This window comes from Rhizobium sp. RAF36, assembly GCF_052114105.1.
In the GTDB taxonomy this organism is placed as follows: domain Bacteria; phylum Pseudomonadota; class Alphaproteobacteria; order Rhizobiales; family Rhizobiaceae; genus Rhizobium.
In genome coordinates this window covers 51893-71975 of record NZ_JBFREC010000001.1, presented here as the reverse complement: position 1 = coordinate 71975, position 20083 = coordinate 51893, and the positions used below count along the sequence as shown (strand labels likewise).

Sequence of the window (20083 nt, the reverse complement as noted above, 5' to 3'; positions counted from 1 at the left end):
GATCGTCATCCAAGCAGTATTGTTGGGCGCGGGCTCCCAGGCAGGAGCGCGCGCCGCTAACTGTGTTTATTTTCAAGTCCATTGGATTAAGTGAGATAGCCAGTGTCATTGCCTTCGAGATCGAGCGCGCGCCGCTTTCAGTTCATCCTGATCAAACCGTCGCATTATGACGACGACGGTTACGTGATCCGCTGGTGGCGGGCGATGATCCCCTCCAATTCGCTGGCCGCGCTTTACGGCATCGCCGCCGACTGCGCCGAACGCGAGGTCCTCGGCCCCGGTGTCGGCGTCGATATCAAGGTGATCGACGAGACCAACACCCGCGTCAATATTCCCGAACTCCTGTCACTGCTTGCCCGCAACGGCAATTTCGGTATGGTCGGCCTCATCGGCGTGCAGTCCAACCAGTATCCCCGCGCCCTCGATATCGCCCGCCCCTTCCGGGCTGCCAGCATTCCTGTGTCGATGGGCGGTTTCCATGTCTCCGGCTGTCTGTCGATGCTCGACGGCAAGGCCGTGGAACTCGACGCCTGCCGCGAGATGGGCATCTCGATGTTTGCCGGTGAAGCCGAAGGGCGCCTCGACAAGGTGCTGCAGGACGCAGCCTATGGCCAGCTGGAACCCGTCTACAATTTCATGAACGATCTGCCCGGCATCGGCGGCACGCCCGTGCCCTTCCTGCGCAAGGAAAACATCCAGCACACGCTTGGCCTCTCCAGCAGCTTCGATGCCGGGCGCGGCTGTCCCTATCAGTGTTCCTTCTGCACGATCATCAACGTTCAGGGCCGCAAGTCGCGTTTCCGCTCGGCCGACGATATCGAGAAGCTCGTCCGGATGAACTGGGCGCAGGGCATCCACAAATTCTTTATCACCGACGACAACTTCGCCCGCAACCGCGATTGGGAAGCGATCTTCGACCGGCTGATCGAACTGAGGGAGAAGGACGGCATTCCGCTCGGCCTAATGATCCAGGTCGATACGCTCTGCCACAAGATCCCGAACTTCATCGAGAAATCGAAGCGCGCCGGCGTCACCCGCGTCTTCATCGGCCTTGAAAACGTCAACCCCGACAATCTGACAGCCGCCAAGAAGAACCAGAACAAGATCACCGAATACCGCAAGATGCTGCTCGCCTGGAAGGCACAGGGCATCATGACGCTGGCCGGCTACATTCTGGGCTTCCCCGCCGATACGCCAGAGAGCATCCGCCGCGACATCCAGATCATCCAGCATGAACTGCCACTCGATGTCATCGAGTTCTTCGTGCTGACGCCCCTGCCGGGTTCAGAGGACCATCAGACGCTATGGCGCAAGGGCGTCGAGATGGATGGTGACCTCAACACCTACGACGTCGAGCATGTCTGTACCGCCCATGACAAGATGAGCCGCGAGGAGTGGGAAACCGTCTACCGCGAGGCTTGGTCGCTCTATTACTCGCCCGAGCATGTGAAGACGCTGCTGCGCCGCGCGGTCGCCACCGGCGTGCCGCTCGCCAGCCTCGTCAAGGTCCTCGTCTCCTTCGCAACGACGGTCCCGCTCGAAAACGTCCACCCGCTGCAGAGCGGGTTGCTGCGCCTGAAGCACCCCTCGGAACTGCGACCCGGCCTGAAGCCGGTCCATCCGATGCTCTTCTGGCCTCGCTTTGCGTGGGAAACCTTCAGCAAGCATATGAAGCTTGCCGGCGTCATCCTGAAAATGAGCTATGCCGCCTTCAAGATTGCCAGAGACCCGGCCTCGAAGACCTACATGGATCAGGCGCTGACGCCGGTCGAGGACAACGAGGAAGAGCGCCTCGAGCTTTTCACCAAGACCTCGGGCGGCACCGCCGCCGTCACCCACGTCCGCAAGATCGCAAAGCTCACCCACGCGGCTCCGGCCGCCGAGTGATCAGGCGTCAATCGTCTGCACGCTCTTTGGATTGGTCAGATAGACACCAGTGACAACAACGACAGTCCCGAGGATGAGCGGCAGTGTCAGCGGCTCGCCGAAGGCGATAAAGGCCTCGATCGCCACCGTCGGCGGCATCAGGTAGATCAGCGACGCTGCGCGCGACACCTGACCGCGGCGGATCAGGTAGAGCAACAGGCCAATGCCGCCCATCGACAGACCGAAGACCGACCAGGCCAGCGCCGCGAAGGCTTCGGCGGTGCCGTCGAAATGCAGGCTTTCGAAGGCGAGCGCCAGCGGCACTGTGATGATGAGCGCGCCGAGATACTGCAGTGTCGCTATGGTCTTCAGGTCGCCGCTGTGAAGATGCTTCTTCTGATAGATCGTGCCGTAGGTGACCGAGGCCATGCCGATCAGGTTGATCGTCAGCGGCACCGCCGCATGCATAAGATCGGCGGTCGCCGGTTCCAGAATCTTGGGCGACACGGCAATGATGATGCCGAGGAAACCAAGCGCCAGACCGAATTTCTGTGCCGGCTGCAGACGCTCACCGATCAGGAAGGGTGCGGCCATCGCCGTCAATAGCGGCTGCATGGCGGCAATCACGCCGGAGATGCCGGCCGGTACGCCATTGGCGATCGCCCACCATATGGCGGCAAGATAAAAGCCGTGCAGGAAAAATCCGGAATAGATCGCCCGCCAGATGGTCGCGCGGTCGGGCCACTTCGCCTTCAGCACCAGACAGAGCGCCAGGAAGGCGAGCGCCGACAGCGTGTAGCGCATGACGAGAAACGTGAACGGCTCCGAATGCATCGCCGCATATTTCGCCACGACCCAGCCGGTCGACCAGAGAAGCACGAAAATGGCGGGAGCGAAGCGGTCGAGGGTCATGATGCGGCTCGGGGCAAGAGCAAGAACATCCCCGGCTGATAGCCTCCCCGCTCCGCTGCGTCAAAGGCGAAACGTTGATGCTAAATTCAAATCCGGCTGATGCCCAGAAACCGAAATGGCCGGGCGATTGCCCGGCCATCTCATGGTCAGCTTTCGGTCGGGAGAAGGCCGTCAGCCGATCTTGATGAGCTTGCCTTCCTTGACGGACTGAACCGCGGCATCGGCAAGCGCCAGCGCTGCGAGACCATCGGCACCCGACGGCGCGATCTTGCTGCCCTTTTCGATCGCGGCGATGAAGCTGGCGATCTCGTTGGCATAGGCTTCGGTGTAGCGGGTCATGAAGAAGTCGTGCAGCGGCGGGCGGGTATAGCCGTCGCCATTGGCAACCTCGATCGAAACGGGACGCTGGTTTTCGGCGGCAACCATGCCCTTGGAACCATGCACCTCGATACGCTGGTCGTAGCCGTAGGTGGCACGGCGTGAATTGGAGATCATCGCCTGCTTGCCGGATTTCGTCTGCAACAGAACCGAAACGCTGTCGTAATCGCCTGCTTCGCCGATCGCCTTGTCGACGAGAACGGCAGCCGTTGCGAAGACCGAGACCGGCTCTTCGCCGAGCAGGAAGCGCGCCATGTCGAAGTCATGGATGGTCATGTCGCGGAAGATGCCGCCCGAACGCTTGATGTAGTCGACCGGCGGAGCGCCGGGATCGCGCGAGGTGATCGTCACCATCTCGACATCGCCGATGCGACCGTCGTCGATCGTCTTGCGAACGGCCATGAAATGCGGGTCGAAGCGGCGGTTGAAGCCAACCATCAGCTTGCCCTTGTTTTCTTCGACCACCTTCATGCAGGCCCGGACGCGGTCGACGTCGAGATCGATCGGCTTTTCGCAGAAGATCGCCTTGCCGGCGCGGGCGAAACGCTCGATCAGATCGGCATGGGTGTCGGTCGGCGTGCAGATGACGACGGCGTCGATATCCTTGGCGGCCTCGATCGCCTCGATCGTGCGCACTTCGCAGCCATAGGCGGATGCGATGGCGTCAGCCGCCTGCGGAAACGCGTCGGCGACGGCGACGAGCTTGGCATTCGCATCGCCGCTTACCGCCTTGGCATGCACCTTGCCGATACGGCCGGCACCGAGAAGACCAAATCTGACAGTCATGAGAACCTCCCTGGGAATTCGGAACAAATGGACCGAATTGCAATATTTCTGGAATTTTCATTCCATTTTCTATGCGAGCCGTCAAGCCCGCCACCCTTTCACATTTGTGAAATCCATCCTAAAGACAAGTGATGGAAATATGACCGGGGAACTTATGCAGCTGATTGATCCAACCCATCCCGCCTATCGCAACGTCTGGGTACGTGCGCTCATCGTTGCAGTCTGCCTTGGCTGGGCGGGTGTGGAGTTTTTCGGCGGCGATCCCTTCTGGGGCGTGCTGTCGGGCGCCGCGGGCATCTACGCCTTCTATATGCTGTTCTGGACCTTCAAGCCGCAGCCGCCAGCGGAAGAGAAGACGGAAAGCGCGGAGCCCATCGCCGAAGACAAGGATCCGGAGTGATCAGCGGCTGAGGCGGCGCACCGCTTCATCGATCAGAAGATTCGCCAATGTCATGCGCCGCGTCGCGTTGTCGCGAAACTGCGGCAGCACGCGATCGGGATGATTGGCCTTGGCAAAGGCTCGGCGCTTTTCGCCGAGCGACTGCACCGTATCCGTCGATGAGATCGCCAGCTCCGCCGCAATGTCGGCCGGGGCGATGCGAGACAGATGTTCGGGCATGACGGGTTCCGGCTCAGGCTCCGGTGCGGGTTCAGGCTCCGGCTCGGCCACAGGCGCTTCCGGCGCGGGTGGTGGCGCTTCGAATTCGAGATTGTCGAAATAGGCGTGGCCGGGCTTCTGCGCCCCGGCTGCTGACACCCCTTCCATCACATCGAAGGCAAGGCCGGTCGCGAAACCGCGAACGCGATACGCCGCGGGCTGATCGCCAGCCTCGTCGTCTTCCTCGCCCTCTTCCGCCTTCAGGCGCTCCAGAACCGACTGGAACACCGATTGTCCGAACAGCATGTCGCCTTCCCGTTTCGAAGGGGCGCAGTCTCGCGTCCCAACATGGCGCCGGGCTTGCGGCCATTACGACAGCGCCATCGCCTCCGCGAGGATCAGGTCGTAGAGCAGCCGTGCGCTCGGCGGCAGCGCCCGCTCTCGCGCCGTGATCAGGCTGTAAGGCTTGACGTTGATCTCGAATTCGGTCGGCAGGATGCGAACATCGGCGGCCTGCGAATTCTGGCTCGCCAGGAACTGCGCAACGTCGATCGCCACCGGCGCGATCGCATCGGTCTTGCAGACGATGGCGCAGGTCAGAAGCAGCGATGAGGTGTTGACGATATTTCCGGGCACCGGAACGCCCGCCCCCAGGAAGATGTCCTCGACCGTCCGGCGCAGCAGCGTACCCGGCGGCTGGAACACCCAGTCGTAGTCGCTGAGGTCGGACAGGCTGCTCGGGCCACCCTGCAGCAGCGGATGGCCGCTGCGCACGATCAGGCAGGCCTTCTCGATGCCGATCTCGCGCACCTCGAAAAGCCGCGGATTGAGATCGTCGGGTATGCGGCTGATGATGAAGTCGTGCCGTGCCGCCAGGAGCTCGCGCGCCAGCACGTTGCTGGTCTCCACCTGGATGTTGACCTCGATCCCCGGGAAGCTCTTTCGCACCTTGTCGATGGCGGGAACGACGAGGCTCATGGCCGGCGCGGTGACCGCGCCGATGAACACCGAACCGCCCTTCCCGCTCTTCAGTTCGGCGATCTCCCGGCCCGCCTCGCGCAGCTCCAGCAGGATCTTGCGTGCACGTCTGGCGAGTGCTTCTCCGAAGGTCGTCAGTACCACGCCGCGTGCCACCCTCTCGTAGAGCGCGGTCTTCAGGATTGATTCCATTTCGGACAGCATCCGCGATGCGGCGGGCTGCGAGATGGCGAGCGTCTCCGCAGCGGCCGAAATCTGGCCGCTATCTTCGATTGCGACGATCATACGCAGGTGATTCAGCTTTAAACCCGCACGCAGAAAGGCATCGTCGGCAAAATTATCGCTGTGGATATCGACGTGATCCAGCGAAAGCGGCTCGGAAATGATCGGCATGGTTGCGGCCTCCTCTCCGCCTTCCATTAAAAGTAATACTTTTTAACGATATACCAAATTTGTTATGCACTTTACCACTTATTCTATTTGACAGTTATAGGATTCCGTACGAGTTTGCCGCCGTGTGCTGGTTGGCACTCAACACGTGTGAGATCGTGGAGGAGACCTACTTCGTTTCTCACCATCTGAAGTAACTATCCGATCTACGGAACCTGCCACAGTTTCGTGGTGGGCGATTTTTCGTCCGCCGATCTATTAACAAGGGAGAGAGAAATGAAATCCATTATCTCATTGATGGCTGCGGCTGCCTTCGGCGTCGCTTCGTTCGTTGTGCCGGCAATGGCAGCTGACAAGGGCCTCGTTGGTATCGCAATGCCGACCAAGTCTTCGGCTCGCTGGATCGACGACGGCAACAACATCGTCAAGCAGCTCACGGACGCCGGTTACCAGACCGACCTCCAGTACGCTGACGACGATATTCCGAACCAGCTTTCGCAGATCGAAAACATGGTCACCAAGGGTGCCAAGGTTCTCGTTATCGCTTCGATCGACGGCACGACCCTTTCGGACGTTCTCCAGAAGGCTCACGACGCCGGCATCAAGGTCATCGCTTATGACCGCCTGATCCGCGACTCGGGCAACGTTGACTACTACGCAACGTTCGACAACTTCCAGGTTGGCGTTCTCCAGGCTGGCACGATCGTCGACAAGCTCGGCCTCAAGGACGGCAAGGGCCCGTTCAACATCGAACTCTTCGGCGGTTCGCCGGACGACAACAACGCCTTCTTCTTCTATGACGGTGCAATGTCGGTTCTTCAGCCTTACATCGACAGCGGCAAGCTCGTCGTAAAGTCCGGCCAGACCGGCATGGACAAGGTTGGCACGCTGCGTTGGGACCCGGCAACGGCCCAGGCTCGCATGGACAACCTGCTCTCGGCTAACTACACCGACGCCAAGGTCGACGCTGTTCTGTCGCCTTACGACGGTCTCTCCATCGGCATCATTTCGTCGCTGAAGGGCGTTGGCTACGGCACCACGGACCAGCCGCTCCCGGTCGTTTCCGGCCAGGACTCGGAAGTTCCGTCTATCAAGTCGATCATCGCTGGCGAGCAGTATTCCTCGATCTTCAAGGATACCCGCGAACTCGCCAAGGTCACCGTCGCCATGGTTGATGCCGTCATGTCTGGCAAGGAGCCGGAAGTGAACGACACCAAGACCTACGACAACGGCGTCAAGGTCGTTCCGTCCTACCTGCTGAAGCCGGTAGCTGTCACCAAGGACAACTACAAGACCGTCCTGATCGACAGCGGTTACTACAAAGAAGACCAGCTGAAGTAATTTCAGAAGTCGGCCGGAACCCGCTTTGTTGCGGGTTCCGGTCTTCGATTCTATGATCGCCTGGCAGTTTTTAAGTCACGGCGCTGGATTTTTGACTATGGACAATACAATCCTCGAAATGCGGAACATCACCAAGACGTTCCCGGGTGTCAAAGCGCTCGAGAATGTGAACCTCAAGGTTCGCCAGGGTGAAATCCACGCATTGGTCGGCGAAAACGGAGCCGGCAAGTCTACCCTCATGAAAGTTCTCTCCGGCGTCTATCCGTCCGGAAGCTACGACGGCGAAATCGTCTACGAAGGTGACGTCCGCAACTTCAAGGTCCTGAAGGACTCCGAAGAGATCGGCATCGTCATCATCCATCAGGAGCTGGCCCTCGTGCCGCTGCTCTCGATCGGCGAAAACATCTTCCTCGGCAACGAGAACGCCAAGAACGGCGTCATCAGCTGGCAGGAAACCTTCAATCGCACGCGCCAGCTGCTCGCCAAGGTGGGCCTGCGCGAATCCCCTGATACGCTGGTCACCGACATCGGCGTCGGCAAGCAGCAGCTCGTCGAAATCGCCAAGGCGCTGTCGAAGAGCGTCAAGCTGCTGATCCTCGACGAACCGACGGCATCGCTGAACGAAAGCGATTCCGATGCGCTTCTCAATCTGCTGATCGAGTTCCGCAATCAGGGCATCACCTCGATCATCATCTCGCACAAGCTGAACGAGATTCGTAAAGTCGCCGACCACATCACGGTCCTGCGCGACGGCATGACCGTCAAGACGCTCGACTGTCACGCGGACGAAGTCAGCGAAGACATCATCATCCGCAACATGGTGGGCCGCGATCTCGAAGACCGCTATCCGCCGCGTTCTGTGCCGATCGGCGAAACCATTCTCGAAGTGAAGAACTGGAACGCCTATCACCAGCACCACCGCGACCGCCAGGTGCTGCACGACATCAACATCAACGTCCGCAAGGGCGAGGTCGTCGGCATCGCCGGCCTGATGGGTGCCGGACGCACCGAGTTTGCCATGAGCGTCTTCGGCAAGGCCTACGGCCACAAAATCACCGGTGACGTTCTGATGCACGGCAAGCCCGTTGACGTCAGCACTGTCCGCAAGGCGATCGACGCTGGCCTCGCCTACGTCACCGAAGACCGCAAGCATCTCGGCCTGGTGCTGAACGACAGCATCCTGCACAACACCTCGCTTGCGAACCTCGCCGGCATCTCCAACAACACGATCATCGACGACATCAAGGAAAGCAGGGTCGCGACCGACTACCGGTCGAAGCTGCGCATCCGCTCGTCGGGCATCTTCCAGGAAACGGTCAATCTCTCGGGCGGCAACCAGCAGAAGGTTGTCCTCTCCAAGTGGCTGTTCTCCGATCCCGATGTTTTGATCCTGGACGAGCCGACCCGCGGTATCGACGTGGGTGCGAAATATGAAATCTATACTATCATCAACCAGCTTGCCGCCGACGGTAAAGGCGTTCTGATGATCTCATCGGAAATGCCCGAGCTTCTCGGTACGTGCGACCGTATCTACGTCATGAACGAAGGACGGATCGTCGCGGAACTGCCGAAGGGAGAAGCGAGCCAGGAAACCATCATGCGCGCTATCATGCGCTCAGGGGAGAAGAAACAATGACTCCGGTCAACCCGACAACCGAGGAAAGCAACGTCGTTTCCGTTGTTGACTACATCCGCGGCAACATTCGCGAATACGGCATGCTGATTGCGCTGGTCGCGATCATGCTGTTCTTCCAGATCTATACCGGCGGCATCCTGTTCCGCCCGGTCAATCTGACCAACCTCGTTCTCCAGAACTCCTTCATCGTCATCATGGCGCTCGGCATGCTGCTGGTCATCGTGGCGGGTCATATCGACCTCTCGGTCGGCTCGATCGTCGCCCTTGTCGGCGCGATAGCGGCGATCCTGACGGTGTCGCTCGGCGTGAACTTCTGGTTGGCCGGCGTGATCTGTATCCTCGTCGGCGCGCTGATCGGCGCGGCACAGGGCTATTTCATCGCCTATCACCGCATCCCGTCCTTCATCGTCACGCTGGCAGGCATGCTCGTCTTCCGCGGCCTGACACTGACGGTTCTCGGCGGCAAGAACATCGGCCCCTTCCCGAAGGAATTCCAGGTCATCAGCACCGGCTTCCTGCCGGGCGACATGATCGACATCGCCGGCATCCCGGTCCAGTCGACCTCGCTCATCCTGACGCTGATCATCCCGGCCGTTCTCTTCTACCTCGCTTGGCGCCGCCGCAAGGTCAATGAAAGCCACGGCATCGATGTCGAGCCCTTCGGCTTCTTCATCGGCCAGAACGCTATCGTGACGCTGGCGATCATCGCACTCGGCTGGCAGCTCTCGACATATCGCGGCCTGCCGAACGTCCTCGTCGTCATGCTGGTGCTGATCGCGGTCTACACCTTCGTCACCCGCCGCACCACGATCGGCCGCCGCGTCTACGCCATGGGCGGCAACGAGAAGGCCACCAAGCTCTCCGGTATCAACACCGAACGCCTGAGCTTCTACACCTTCGTCAACATGGGTGCGCTTGCCGGTCTCGCCGGCATCATCGTCGCGCTTCGCCTCAACTCGGCAACCCCGAAGGCCGGCGTCGGTTTCGAACTCGACGTCATCGCGGCCTGCTTCATCGGCGGTGCATCGGCATCCGGCGGCGTTGGCAAGATTACCGGTGCCGTCATCGGCGCCTTCATCATGGGCGTCATGAACAACGGCATGTCGATCATCGGCCTCGGCATCGACTACCAGCAGATGGTCAAGGGCGCCGTCCTTTTGGCCGCCGTCTTCTTCGACGTCTATAACAAGAATAAGGGCTGAGCGCTTCGGCGCCGGCTCCATGCATTCGCAGTCATGAAAACGAATAGTTCCGGCTCCCCAGGGAGCCGGACGGGCGGAGCATTATCCGCAGCTACCCAAAGAGGATGAAGACCGTGCTCATTTCGCAGATCAAGGGTTCGAACGGAGAGATCATCGTCGCCGTGCGCGAGCCGGGCGGTGCAGCGAAAGCCGTGAAGAATGCAGGCAGCGTCTATGCGCTGGCGATGGAAGCGGCAAACGCCGGCAAGTCCCTCGTCTCGGTCATCGAGGCGCATGGCCTCGGCGATGCCGTCGATCTGGAGAAGGCTTACGCGGATGGCAGCTTCCTGCCGCCGATCACCCATCCCGACGCCGCCCACCTGCATCTGACCGGCACCGGCCTGACGCATCTGGGCTCGGCCGCCACCCGTGACAGCATGCACAAGAAGACCAGCGAAGCCGCTGAGGAAACCCTCACCGACTCGATGAAGATGTTCAAGATGGGCATCGAGAACGGCAAGCCGAAAGCAGGCGAAAAGGGCGTCCAGCCCGAGTGGTTCTACAAGGGCAACGGCTACGGCGCTGCGGCACCGGGCGCTCCCCTCGTCTCCCCCTCCTTCGCGCTCGATGGCGGCGAAGAGCCCGAAATGGCCGGCATCTACGTGATCTCGGCAGACGGCAACCCGTTCCGCATCGGTTTTGCGCTGTCGAACGAATTTTCCGACCACGTTACCGAGCGGATCAACTATCTCTACCTCGCCCATTCCAAGCTGCGTCCAGCAAGCTTCGGCCCGGAAATCCGGATCGGCGTTGCCCCTGAGGATATCCGCGGCACCTCGCGCATCAAGCGCGGCGACGAGGTGATCTTCGAAAAACCGTTCCTGTCAGGTGAAGCGAACATGTCGCACACCTTTGCGAACCTCGAATACCATCACTTCAAATACGGCCTGTTCCGCGTACCAGGCGACGTTCATGTCCACATGTTCGGCACGGCGACACTGTCCTTTGCCGACGGCATCAAGCCGGAAGCCGGCGACGTCTTCGAAATCGAGGTCGCCGAATTCGGCCTGCCGCTGAAGAATCCGCTGAAAATCGACGCCGAAGAAGAAATCGTCGTCAAGCAGCTCTAATTTCCCATGACCCGGCTGCCGCTACGGCCGGGTCATTTTTCATAAAAGGTAAAGGAGGCTCGCGAGCCCATGACCATTTATCAGAACCTGATCGCCGGCGAATGGGTCGGCACCAATGCGACGAAGAACATCAATCCGTCCGACACCAACGAAGTCGTCGGCCTCTATGCTGATGGCTCCGCCGAAGACACCAAGAACGCCATTGCCGCCGCCAAGGCCGCCTTCCCGGCCTGGTCGCGCTCCGGCATCTGGGAACGCCACGTCATCCTGAAGAAGACCGGCGACGAGATCATGGCCCGCAAGGACGAGCTCGGTGCGCTGCTTGCCCGCGAAGAAGGCAAGACCCTGCCGGAAGCCATCGGCGAGACCATCCGCGCCTCGCAGATCTTCGAATTCTTCGCAGGCGAAGTGCTGCGCCTTGCCGGCGAGATCGTTCCCTCGGTGCGTCCGAATATCGGCGTCGAGATCACCCGCGACCCGCTCGGCGTCATCGGCATCATCACGCCCTGGAACTTCCCGATCGCCATCCCTGCCTGGAAGATCGCCCCTGCCCTCTGCTATGGCAACACCATCGTCTTCAAGCCGGCCGAACTCGTTCCGGGCTGCTCCTGGGCGATCGTCGATATCCTGCACCGCGCAGGCCTGCCGAAGGGCGTCCTCAACCTCGTCATGGGCAAGGGCTCGGTCGTCGGCCAGGTCATGCTCGACAGCCCTGATGTTTCGGGCATCACCTTCACCGGCTCGACCGGCACCGGCAAGCGCGTCGCTGCCGCCTCCATTGAGCATAACCGCAAGTTCCAGCTGGAAATGGGCGGCAAGAACCCGATGGTCGTTCTCGACGATGCCGACCTGACGGTCGCCGTCGAAGCCGCCGCAAACTCCGGCTTTTTCTCGACAGGTCAGCGCTGCACCGCCTCGTCGCGCCTGATCGTCACCGAAGGCATCCACGACAAGTTCGTTGCCGCACTCACGGAAAAGCTCAAGACCATCGTCGTCGACAACGCCCTGAAGCCCGGCACCCATATCGGCCCTGTGGTCGATGAGCGCCAGCTGAAGACCGACACCGATTACATCGAGATTGGCAAGAAGGAAGGCGCTAAGCTTGCCTTCGGTGGTGAAACCATCACCCGCGAAACGCCCGGCTTCTATCTGCAGCCGACGCTCTTCACCGAAGCGACCAACCAGATGCGCATTTCGCGCGAAGAGATCTTCGGACCTGTCGTCTCCGTCATCCGCGTCAAGGATTACGAAGAAGCGCTGGCAACCGCCAACGACACGCCGTTCGGCCTTTCGTCGGGCATCGCCACAACCAGCCTCAAGCATGCGACGCATTTCAAGCGCAATGCCGAAGCCGGCATGGTGATGGTCAACCTGCCGACCGCAGGCGTCGATTTCCACGTTCCGTTCGGCGGCCGCAAGGGCTCTTCCTACGGCCCGCGCGAGCAGGGCAAGTACGCCGCCGAATTCTACACAACCGTCAAGACCAGCTACACACTGGCCTAAGACATCCATTGGCGTTCCGGGCCGTGCGAGGCGGTCCGGCGCCCTTGAAGGACAGAGACTATGTTCAAGAAAGCGGAATGGCCGCGCAAGCTTCGGTCGCAGGAATGGTACGGCGGCACCAGCCGTGACGTCATCTATCACCGCGGCTGGATGAAGAACCAGGGACATCCCCACGACCTGTTCGACGGACGCCCGGTGATCGGCATCCTCAACACCTGGTCGGACATGACGCCGTGCAACGGCCATCTGCGCGAGCTCGCCGAAAAGGTGAAGGCCGGCGTCTGGGAAGCCGGCGGCTTCCCGATGGAAGTGCCTGTGTTCTCGGCCTCCGAAAACACCTTCCGCCCGACGGCGATGATGTACCGCAACCTTGCCGCTCTCGCGGTCGAGGAAGCGATCCGCGGCCAGCCGATGGATGGCTGCGTGCTGCTCGTCGGCTGCGACAAGACCACGCCGTCGCTGATCATGGGTGCTGCCTCCGTCGACCTGCCGTCGATCGTCGTCACCGGCGGTCCGATGCTGAACGGCTATTTCCGCGGCGAACGCGTCGGCTCCGGCACGCATCTCTGGAAATTCTCCGAAATGGTGAAGGCCGGCGAGATGACGCAGGCCGAGTTCCTCGAGGCTGAAGCCTCGATGAGCCGTTCGTCCGGCACCTGCAACACCATGGGCACAGCCTCGACCATGGCGTCGATGGCCGAAGCCCTCGGCATGGCACTGTCGGGCAATGCCGCGATCCCCGGCGTCGACAGCCGCCGTAAGGTGATGGCGCAGCTGACCGGCCGCCGCATCGTGCAGATGGTCAAGGACGACCTGAAGCCCTCCGACATCATGACCAAGCAGGCCTTCGAAAACGCCATCCGCACCAACGCGGCCATCGGCGGCTCGACCAATGCCGTCATCCACCTTCTCGCCATGGCCGGCCGCGTCGGCATCGACCTTACGCTCGGCGACTGGGACCGCTGTGGCCGCGACGTGCCGACGATCGTCAACCTGATGCCGTCGGGCAAGTACCTGATGGAAGAGTTCTTTTATGCCGGCGGCCTGCCCGTCGTGCTGAAGCGCCTCGGCGAAGCCGGTCTCCTGCACAAGGATGCGCTGACCGTCTCCGGCGAAAGCATGTGGGATGAGGTCAAGGACGTCGTCAACTGGAACGAGGACGTCATCCTGCCGGCTGAAAAGGCGCTGACGCAGTCCGGCGGCATCGTCGTCGTGCGCGGCAATCTGGCGCCGAAGGGCGCCGTCCTGAAGCCGTCCGCCGCCTCCCCGCACCTGATGGTCCACCGCGGCCGCGCCGTCGTCTTCGAAGACATCGACGACTACAAGTCGAAGATCAACGACGACAATCTCGACATTGACGAGACCTGCGTCATGGTCATGAAGAACTGTGGTCCGAAGGGCTATCCGGGCATGGCCGAAGTCGGCAACATGGGCCTTCCGCCGAAGGTGCTCAAGAAGGGCATCACCGACATGGTGCGCATCTCCGACGCCCGCATGTCCGGCACCGCCTACGGCACCGTCGTCCTGCACACCTCGCCGGAAGCTGCCGTCGGCGGCCCGCTGGCTGTCGTCAAGAACGGCGACTTCATCGAGCTCGACGTCCCGAACCGCCGCCTGCACCTCGACATTTCCGAAGAGGAGCTGGCAAAGCGTCTCGCCGAATGGAAGCCGCACCACGACCTGCCGACCTCGGGCTACGCCTGGCTGCACCAGCAGCACGTTGAGGGCGCCGACACCGGCGCCGACCTCGACTTCCTCAAGGGATGTCGTGGCAGTGCTGTCGGCAAGGACAGCCACTAAACAACCATGTCTTGAACGTGATGGAAGGCGGGGCGAAAGCTCCGCCTTTTCTTTGTGAGCGGAAAGCCTATCTGGAACGAACCAGAGCCAGAACCGTTAGCGGTCATGGAGAGCGCCATGCCCGGAATACGAAAGCTGATTGTGCTGAGTGCCTTCAACAGGGATTCCGAAGGTGGTTTGACACCGGCCTTCGAACCACGCCGGATGAAACAGGAAGACACGGCAGTCTATGTCGCCCAGACGCTCGTCAACGATTACGCCGGCGTGGTCGTGTGGACGCGTGAATCCAATGTGGCGATCGGCGAAGCAGGACCCTCGGTGATCCTGTTTCAGTCCGGGCAGGTACCGGAATTCGAATAGCGGCGGCTCCTGCCTCTGCTCGAATCCGGCAGACAGGGGCACCATGACCGTCTACGCCGTCAGACACGTAACGCACTATAGCTACAAACGCCCTGTCACCTTCGGCCAGCATCGCGTGCTGTTCCGGCCGCGCGACAGCTTCGATCAGCGCCTCCTTGATGCGACGATTGCGATCATGCCCAAGCCCGCCAACATTCGCTGGATCCACGATGTCTTCGGCAATTGTATCGCCCTTGTGGACATGGCCGGACCGTCTGATCACCTGCGTTTCGAGACCAACATCCGCCTGGATCACACCGCGCAGGTCCCTCTCGATCTGGAGATCGACACTGAGGCTCTGACCTATCCCTTCGCCTATGACGAGGAGGAAATGCCGGATCTCGATTGCACGATTATCCGCCGCTACCCCGACCCCGAAAATGAGGTTGCGCATTGGGCACGCCAATTCGTCGGCACCGAGCCGGCGGCGCGTACAGGGCATATCCTGATGACGCTCTGCTACGCGATCCGCCAGAGCTTCTCCTACGCGCGCCGCGTCGAGCGCGGGACGCAGACCCCCGTTCAGACATTGCAGAAGCGCCAGGGCACCTGCCGCGACTTCGCGCTGTTGATGATGGAGGCAGCCCGCTCGCTCGGCTTCGCGGCCCGCTTCGTCACTGGCTACATCTATGTGCCCGACCGCGATGGCTCGACGACTCTCGGCGGCGGCTCGACGCATGCGTGGTGCCAGGTCTATCTCCCGGGCGCCGGATGGGTCGAGTTCGACCCAACCAACGGCATCGTCGGAAACCAGGATCTCATCCGTGTCGGCGTCGCGCGCGACCCGGTTCAGGCCATCCCGCTATGGGGCAGCTATGATGGCGATGCCGGCGATTTCGGCGACATGACCGTGCAGGTCAATGTCACCACTGAGCCCGGACCGTCCTAGAAGCATTGGCGCCATGGAACCGATCGACTGCAGTGGCGTTCCCAGATGGCCCGCTGCCGGGTGTCAACCCGCTCCGCAAAGGACATTCCATGAAGATCCACGCTGGTTTTACGATTGGCTATGAATGCGTTCAGCCCACCCCGATGCTTTTGGTGCTGAACATCCATCCCTCGCGGCGGGGTGACCTGCTGACGGAGCAACCGCTATCGTTCAATCAGCCGATCGATGCCTGGGGCTATACCGACACGTTCGGCAACGCCTGCACGCGCATCGTCGCCCCGGCGGGGCTGACGACGATCTCGACCGAATTCGACATCTACGATAGCGGCCAGCCGGATCTCGTGCCTGTCGATGCCGCACAGCACGACATCAAGGATCTCCCCGATGACGTCCTGGTCTTCCTGCTGGGCAGCCGCTACTGCGACACCGACAGGCTTGCCGATTTTGCCTGGAAGACCTTTTCCGGCACGCCGCTCGGCTGGGCGCGGGTCCAGGCGATCGCCGATTTCGTGCACGGCCATATCCGCTTCGACTACATGAACGCCGACTTGCTGCGAACCGCGCATGGCGGCTACACGGACAGAACCGGCGTCTGCCGCGACTTCGCACATCTCGCCATCACGCTCTGCCGCTGCATGAACATCCCGGCGCGCTATTGCACCGGCTATCTCGGCGATATCGGCGTTCCCAGGGATCCCGCGCCGATGGACTTCAGCGCCTGGTTTGAGGTCTATCTCGGCGGCCATTGGCACACGGTGGACGCACGCCACAATACCCCGCGCATCGGACGAATCCTGATGGCGACCGGCCGCGACGCGACCGACGTTGCCCTATCGACCGCTTTCGGTCCCGCGAAGCTTGCGCAATTCGAGGTCGTCACCGACGAGATCCCGGCCGCCGGCGATATCGCGCCGCCGCCGGGTGCGGCCATCAACTCTGGCTCTGGCTTTGCCCCTGCGCCTTATCTTCCACCTTCACCGTAACCGTCAGCGTCTCGCCCGGCATGCCGATGCGCATGCCGGAGACAGGTGCAGCATCCCGGTAGCATAGGCCAGATGCGGTGCGGACGTAGCGGGCGTCGGGGCAGATCTCGTTTGCCGGATCGAAACCGACCCAGCCGAGACCGGGAATGTGGGCCTCGCCCCAGGCATGCGTTGCCGCCTGCTCGACCTTCTCTTCCATCATCAGATAGCCGGAGACGTAGCGTGCCGGCACTTTGAGCGCGCGGGCGGCCGAAACGAAGATGTGGGCGTGGTCCTGGCAGACGCCGCTCTTTCGCTCCATCGCCTGCTCGGCGGTGGTTTCGCTGTCGCTGGTGCCCGGCTTGTAATCGACGGCCTCGTGGATCGCTGCCATCAGCGCATGCATGCGGGCGAGTTCGTTGTCGCCGCTGACGCCCTTGATCAGTTCCCTGATGAGCTTGCCAGGCTTGGTGCGCGGCGTATCGCGCAGAAACAGCCAGAGCGGGCAGAAGCCGGTATGCGGGCCGGTGACGCCATTGCGGTCATCGGTCTCGACCTCGCCTTCGGCAACGATCCGCGTCACCTTCTGCGCACCCTCCAGCGACACCAGATTGACGTGATTGCCGAACTGGTCGTCATACTCGACTTCGGGTGTGGCACCCTCGACATTGAGCGACCAGTTGACGACGACCTGTCCGAAACCGCTCGGCGGTGTCAGCCGCAGCCGCTGCAACGAGAATTGCGCCGGTTCGTCATAGCGGTATTCGGTGACGTGGCTAATCTTCAGTCTCATCTCTTCACCGCCTAAACATAAAACCGGTAGCCGTTGGTGATCTCGACGCTGAGCGAATTGTTGCGGTTAACGAACTCCTCGAGGAATTCGTGCAGCCCCTGATCGATCACGTCCTTGATCGCCCGCGAATGCAGCGAAGCGCGGATGGCATCCGCGGTTTCATGCGCCCTCAGCCGCTCGCCGCCATAGCTGCGCGAGATATAGCCGAGATTGCTGACCACCTTCTCGTAGCAATAGGCGAGAGACCGCGGCATCTGCCCGTTGAGGATCAGGAAGTCGGCAATATTCGCCGCCCGGTACTCGTCGTCATAGGCCCAGCTGTAGGACCGGTGCGCCGAGACCGAGCGCAGGATCGATTCCCACTGCACGTTATCGACGGACGACCCCACCTGCGAAACCGACGGCAGCAGCACGTAATATTTCACGTCGAGAATGCGCGCCGTGTTGTCGGCGCGCTCGATGAAAGTGCCGATGCGCGCGAAGTTGTAGAGCTCGTTGCGCAGCATCGAGCCGTGGAACGCACCGCGGATCAGCCCTGCCCGCCGCTTGATGACATCGATGACTTCAGGCAGCTCCGCCGCCTTCAGCCGCTTCGAAAGCAGCGTTTTCAGCTCGATCCAGCATTCGTTGGTCGCCTCCCAGGTCTCGCGCGTCAGCGCCGTGCGGACCATACGGGCATTGTTACGGCCGCTGTCGATGCAGGCCATGACGCTCGACGGATTGGAGAGATCGCGCAGCAGATAATCGATCGCATCGGCGCTCGTCAGCTTCGAATGGCCCTCGTCATAGGCCTCGCGAACGCCCGCGCTCTGCAGCACGCCGTCCCAATTGTCATCACCCGTCCCGCTGCGTGTCAGCGACATGCGCAGACCGGCATCGACGAGACGCGCGATATTTTCGGCGCGCTCGATGTAACGGAACATCCAGTAGAGGCCGTTTGCAGTTCTTCCGAGCATCAGTCCTCCAGTACCCAGGTGTCTTTGGTGCCGCCGCCCTGGCTGGAATTGACCACCAGCGAACCCTGCTTCAGCGCCACGCGGGTCAGTCCGCCCGGAATGATCTGTACCTTGTCGGAAACCAGCACATAGGGACGCAGGTCGACATGGCGCGGTGCAATCCCCTTGTTCACAAGGATCGGTACCGTGGACAACGACAGCGTCGGCTGCGCGATATAGTTGTTCGGCCGCGCCTTCAGCTTCTCGGCGAAATCGGCGCGCTCCTTCTTGGATGCGGTCGGACCGACCAGCATGCCGTAGCCGCCGGAGCCGTGAACCTCCTTGATGACGAGCTCCTCGATATGTTCGAGCACATATTTCAGGCTCGACGGTTCCGAACAGCGCCAGGTCGGCACGTTCTCGAGGATCGACTTGCGACCCGTATAGAACTCGACGATCTCCGGCATGTAGGAATAGATCGCCTTGTCGTCGCAGATACCGGTGCCCGGCGCGTTGGCGATGGTGATGTTGCCGGAGCGGTAGACATCCATGATGCCGGGAATGCCGAGCGCGGAATCGCTGCGGAAAGTCAGCGGATCGAGGAAGTCGTCATCGACGCGGCGGTAGAGAACGTCGATCGCCTCGTAGCCGCGCGTCGTGCGCATCTTCACCTTGCCGTCGATGACGCGCAGGTCCGACCCCTCGACAAGCTCGACGCCCATCGTATCGGCCAGGAACGAGTGCTCGTAATAAGCCGAGTTGTAGATGCCCGGCGTCAGCACGGCTACACGCGGCCTGCCCTTGCAGCCGGGAGGCGCCAACGATGCCAGGCTCTGGCGCAGCAGATAGGGATAGTCCTCGACGCGCTGCACCTTGTTCTCGTGGAACAGCTCCGGGAACATCTGCATCATCGTCTCCCGGTTCTCCAGCATGTAGCTGACACCGGAAGGCGTACGCGCATTGTCCTCGAGGACGTAGAACTGGTCTTCGCCGGTGCGCACGATGTCGGTGCCGACAATATGCGTATAGACACCGCCCGGCGGCCGGAAACCGATCATCTCGGGCAGGAAGGTGACGTTGTTCTCGATCAGCTCGCGGGGAATACGCCCGGCGCGGATGATCTCCTGCTTGTGATAGATATCGTCGAGGAAGGCATTCAGCGCGATGACGCGCTGCTCGATGCCCTGAGCGAGCTTGCGCCACTCTCTTCCTGAGATGATGCGGGGGATGATGTCGAAGGGGATGAGCTTTTCGGAGGAGTCTGCATGTCCGTAGACTGCGAAGGTGATGCCGGTTTTCCGGAAGATGTTTTCCGCATCGCGGGATTTGGCAATCAGATGCGCCCTGTCCTGGGCATTGTACCACTCGAAGTATTTCTCATATGGCTGACGCGGACTTTCGTCCCCGGTAATCATTTCATCAAATGCCAAAGGTGTGGCTCCCCTTTTTTGTTCATTTGAATACAACGCAAATGGCAATGCAAGAACCATGCTCAGTTCGCGGGCAAGATTCGTAAAATCGTCTGAAACCCCGAAAAGCGCCGAAAAACTGGGCATTTAGAGAAGGATGGCGTGATGCGCAAAAGTTTCAATCGCCACCGCCGGCA

At 61.2% G+C, this 20083-nt stretch carries 18 protein-coding genes; 11 read left to right on the top strand and 7 right to left on the bottom strand.

Features of this window, described 5'->3' with window-relative positions; genetic code table 11:
- Positions 1–102 precede the first annotated feature (102 nt).
- Positions 103–1887: a radical SAM protein gene (locus tag AB4Z25_RS00385; RefSeq protein WP_112537973.1), complete on the top strand. Its 1785-nt coding sequence runs from the start codon at positions 103–105 to the stop codon at positions 1885–1887.
- On the opposite strand, the gene AB4Z25_RS00380 is transcribed toward AB4Z25_RS00385, so the two are convergent.
- Positions 1888–2778 (bottom strand): DMT family transporter, encoded by an 891-nt coding sequence (locus AB4Z25_RS00380; protein ID WP_112537974.1) that lies wholly within the window; start codon positions 2776–2778, stop codon positions 1888–1890. It lies immediately after the preceding gene.
- A 171-nt stretch (positions 2779–2949) separates the two neighbouring features.
- Positions 2950–3942, bottom strand: coding sequence for an inositol 2-dehydrogenase (gene iolG, locus AB4Z25_RS00375; protein WP_112537975.1), 993 nt, complete (start codon positions 3940–3942; stop codon positions 2950–2952).
- Between the two features lie 154 nt (positions 3943–4096).
- On the opposite strand from iolG, the gene AB4Z25_RS00370 reads away from it, so the two are divergent.
- Positions 4097–4342 carry a hypothetical protein gene (locus AB4Z25_RS00370; protein ID WP_112537976.1) on the top strand — a complete coding sequence of 82 codons (246 nt, stop codon included), beginning with the start codon at positions 4097–4099 and terminating at the stop codon, positions 4340–4342.
- On the opposite strand, the gene AB4Z25_RS00365 is transcribed toward AB4Z25_RS00370, so the two are convergent.
- The gene (locus AB4Z25_RS00365) at positions 4343–4846 is read right to left on the bottom strand and encodes a hypothetical protein (RefSeq protein WP_112537977.1); all 504 of its coding nucleotides are present in this window, start codon (positions 4844–4846) and stop codon (positions 4343–4345) included.
- A gap of 63 nt (positions 4847–4909) precedes the next feature.
- Entirely contained in the window at positions 4910–5911 is a 1002-nt protein-coding gene (locus AB4Z25_RS00360; RefSeq protein WP_112538024.1) for a LysR family transcriptional regulator, read from the bottom strand.
- Positions 5912–6184: 273 nt separating this feature from the next.
- Between AB4Z25_RS00360 and chvE the strand changes: the two genes are divergently transcribed.
- From chvE to AB4Z25_RS00315, 9 genes are all read left to right on the top strand, one after another.
- Entirely contained in the window at positions 6185–7249 is a 1065-nt protein-coding gene (gene chvE / locus AB4Z25_RS00355) for a multiple monosaccharide ABC transporter substrate-binding protein (RefSeq protein WP_112537978.1), read from the top strand.
- 97 nt (positions 7250–7346) lie between these two features.
- Positions 7347–8885, top strand: coding sequence for a multiple monosaccharide ABC transporter ATP-binding protein (gene mmsA, locus AB4Z25_RS00350; protein ID WP_112537979.1), 1539 nt, complete (start codon positions 7347–7349; stop codon positions 8883–8885).
- Positions 8882–10087 carry a multiple monosaccharide ABC transporter permease gene (gene mmsB, locus AB4Z25_RS00345; protein ID WP_112515568.1) on the top strand — a complete coding sequence of 402 codons (1206 nt, stop codon included), beginning with the start codon at positions 8882–8884 and terminating at the stop codon, positions 10085–10087. Before mmsA ends, mmsB begins: the two co-directional genes overlap by 4 nt.
- A 113-nt stretch (positions 10088–10200) precedes the next feature.
- Complete coding sequence (gene araD1 / locus AB4Z25_RS00340) at positions 10201–11196, top strand: AraD1 family protein (protein ID WP_162698683.1); 996 nt, start codon at positions 10201–10203, stop codon at positions 11194–11196.
- A 69-nt stretch (positions 11197–11265) separates the two neighbouring features.
- Positions 11266–12699, top strand: a complete 1434-nt coding sequence (locus AB4Z25_RS00335; RefSeq protein WP_112537981.1) for an aldehyde dehydrogenase family protein — start codon at positions 11266–11268, stop codon at positions 12697–12699.
- Between the two features lie 60 nt (positions 12700–12759).
- Positions 12760–14499, top strand: a complete 1740-nt coding sequence (gene araD / locus AB4Z25_RS00330) for an L-arabinonate dehydratase (RefSeq protein WP_112537982.1) — start codon at positions 12760–12762, stop codon at positions 14497–14499.
- Between the two features lie 117 nt (positions 14500–14616).
- The gene (locus tag AB4Z25_RS00325) at positions 14617–14859 is read left to right on the top strand and encodes a hypothetical protein (protein WP_112537983.1); all 243 of its coding nucleotides are present in this window, start codon (positions 14617–14619) and stop codon (positions 14857–14859) included.
- Positions 14860–14902: 43 nt separating this feature from the next.
- The gene (locus AB4Z25_RS00320; protein WP_112537984.1) at positions 14903–15787 is read left to right on the top strand and encodes a transglutaminase-like domain-containing protein; all 885 of its coding nucleotides are present in this window, start codon (positions 14903–14905) and stop codon (positions 15785–15787) included.
- An 89-nt stretch (positions 15788–15876) separates the two neighbouring features.
- Positions 15877–16770 (top strand): transglutaminase-like domain-containing protein, encoded by an 894-nt coding sequence (locus AB4Z25_RS00315; RefSeq protein ID WP_112515561.1) that lies wholly within the window; start codon positions 15877–15879, stop codon positions 16768–16770.
- On the opposite strand, the gene AB4Z25_RS00310 is transcribed toward AB4Z25_RS00315, so the two are convergent.
- Genes AB4Z25_RS00310 through AB4Z25_RS00300 form a run of 3 tightly spaced genes read right to left on the bottom strand, consistent with a single transcriptional unit; the run spans position 16718 to position 19907 of the window.
- Positions 16718–17542, bottom strand: coding sequence for a transglutaminase-like domain-containing protein (locus tag AB4Z25_RS00310; protein WP_112537985.1), 825 nt, complete (start codon positions 17540–17542; stop codon positions 16718–16720). The genes AB4Z25_RS00315 and AB4Z25_RS00310 overlap by 53 nt on opposite strands.
- Positions 17543–17553: 11 nt before the next feature.
- A complete protein-coding gene (locus AB4Z25_RS00305) occupies positions 17554–18498 on the bottom strand; it encodes an alpha-E domain-containing protein (RefSeq protein WP_112537986.1) in 945 nt (314 codons plus the stop codon).
- On the bottom strand, positions 18498–19907 hold the full coding sequence (locus AB4Z25_RS00300) for a circularly permuted type 2 ATP-grasp protein (protein ID WP_112390234.1): 1410 nt from the start codon (positions 19905–19907) through the stop codon (positions 18498–18500). Before AB4Z25_RS00300 ends, AB4Z25_RS00305 begins: the two co-directional genes overlap by 1 nt.
- Positions 19908–20083: the final 176 nt, after the last annotated feature.